Origin of the sequence: Peptoniphilus sp. HMSC062D09, from assembly GCF_001811425.1 — a bacterium.
Classification (GTDB): domain Bacteria; phylum Bacillota; class Clostridia; order Tissierellales; family Peptoniphilaceae; genus Peptoniphilus_A.
The window spans coordinates 1232-3775 of sequence record NZ_KV804741.1; the positions used below are offsets into that span (position 1 = coordinate 1232).

Sequence of the window (2544 nt, forward strand, 5' to 3'; positions counted from 1 at the left end):
TTGCTATCCTCTTTTAAGGCTCTGGTATTACTTAGGTTATTTACAAAGCCATGCTTCTTTGAAAAGTTATCATATACTTCATTTAGTTTTTCCTGTGAAGCCTTGATTTCTTCCTCGCTAAAATCTTCTTTCTGCTTGTAAATTACATCTTTTAAAACAGCATTCAGCTCAAGATAATCCTTGATTTTTTCTTTGTTTTTATCTGATACTTCCTTTTTGATAAAGAGTGAATTTTCTCTGTAATAGACTTCATCATCAATTAAGGTATAAGAAAAGTTCTTTACATCATCAGTTGCAGGGATAGAAGTGATCTCATCATCAAGTAGCTCTACTTCTTCATACTTGGCATCTTTTGAAATTCTTTCTCCTGCAATCTCGATACGCTCCTTTAACGAAGCCATATTGTTCTCTTGCCCTAAAAAAGCTATCGGTTCACAAGTGAGTGTCTTTCCAAATCTTCCGCTTACCTCACGCATTGTGCCAAGCACTTGTTCAGGATGATCAACAAAGTATTTGTTATATGAAAGTCCATTTTCATCTTCTGCAAGGTGTATCCAATCTTCATCGCGCTCTAATACGCTATCTCTTTTCTTTAGGAAGATAATATCCGAAGTTACTTCTGTGCCGGCAACACCCTTAAAGGTATCATTTGGAAGTCTGATTGCTCCTAAAAATTCGGCTCTTGCTGCAAGATAGCGTCTTACACTTTCGTCTTTTTTATCCATTGTTCCTGAAGATGTAATAAAGGCGATAACACCGCCGTTTCTTACCTTATCAATGGACTTGGCAAAGAAATAATCGTGGATAAGAAAGTTATTACGATTGTATTCCCTGTCATTTACCTTATACTCTCCAAATGGAACATTTCCGATTGCTACATCAAAGAAGTTATTGGAAAAGGAAGTTTCTTCAAGCCCCTTAACCTGTATATCACTTTCAGGATATAAGAGTTTTCCAATACGCCCGCTTACCGAATCAAGTTCCACACCATAAAATTTTGACTTACTCATTTCATCAGGTAGATTACCGATAAAGTTCCCAACACCCATTGACGGTTCAAGGATATTTCCCTGTTTAAATCCCATACCTGAAAGCGTCTTATATATTCCGTCAATGACTGCTTTCGGTGTGTAAAAACTCGTTAGGGTAGATTCTCTTGCAGCTTCATATTCTGATGGCGATAGATTTTCCTTTAAGAAGGCTCTTGCCTCTTTCCACTGTCCATCCTTACTTTCATCAAAGACTTCAGATAATCCACCCCAGCCTACATATTTTGCTAAAACTTCCTGAGCTGTAATATCAAGCTCTCGTTCTCCACTTTCAATCCTATTAAGCATAGAGATTGCTTCAAGATTATTGTTTAATCTCTCACTTGGAGATAACTTTGCAGGGATCGTTTCTTCTGCAATCTTGAAATTGTGAGCCTCATTTTTCTTTATTTCTGCTTCCTTAAAAGTCTTTTCGGGCTTCTCATTGGTCATATTTTCAAAGATTCTATCAAGCTCACTTTCCTTACGATAAGGAATTACATCGGAGCCTGTAATCATACCGCCAAGATATTCGGTATTATCCTTAACCGTTACGGTCTTTAGATTATTCCCCATATCATCAAATCTTGTGATGGTATAGTCTTTCCCCTTATACTTCACTTCATCGCCGATGATAAATTCAGGTCTTTCAAGACTTACTTGTCTTAATAAATCCTCATTATCAGTAAAGGATACAATCGGTATTTGATGATTACCTTGCCTTGCAGGATCAAGCCACAACTCATTTCTTCCTGTGATTTGATTTTTAGAAATCTCCCTTACTTTGTACTCCTCATGATTAAAATAGACGATATCACCTTCTTTAACTGCAAACTCATCTAAAGGGCTGTCCTCTTTTTCGTTAAGCTCTACTTCTTCTTTTTCCTTTAGATAATCTAATAAGGTAGCCTGAAAAGGTTCTGCTTGTATTCTTTCTTCTACTTCTTCAGGTGCTTCAAGCTCTGCAATATTGTCCTCAAAACTGAGTTCTCCATTAAAAACATGGTTAAGCTCCTGCTCATCCATCTGCTTTTTAAGTTCACTGTCTTTCAGTTCTCTAAAGGTCTTTGGGAAATCCTCTAAAACAAGTCTTTGGGCATTTAATTCCTTTAGCTCCTCAAGATTAAAATATCCCCATTCAGGTTCAATTCCTAAAACAAGTCCAAAAGCATCTTTACTTTCCCTGTCATACTCCGTCATATACCAAGTCCAGTTACTTCTAAATGGAATGATGTATGCTGCATGAACCTGTTTGTCTGCTAAGGCTACATCTTCCTGTGCATAAAGCTCAGGCACTCTCTCAAGCATTTCATCAGTCATTAGATTATTTGGATCATCTTTAGAATAATAACTTGGCTCTTTTTGTTCTTCTATCTCATCCTTTCTTTCAATGTCCTTTTCTTCAAGATAAAGATTCTTAGAAAGCAGTTCATCTATATGCTTTGCTACATTTGACCATGTAAGAAAAACATCGTTACAATGATTCTTCTGTAATTTAAGTCCCTTTGCATCGTGC

General features: G+C 36.7%; 1 protein-coding gene. It reads right to left on the reverse strand.

The window, feature by feature from the left end; all coding sequences use genetic code 11:
* Window positions 1-2544: Eco57I restriction-modification methylase domain-containing protein (locus tag HMPREF2801_RS07735; protein WP_371327453.1), on the reverse strand; the 2544-nt coding region annotated here is incomplete at both ends.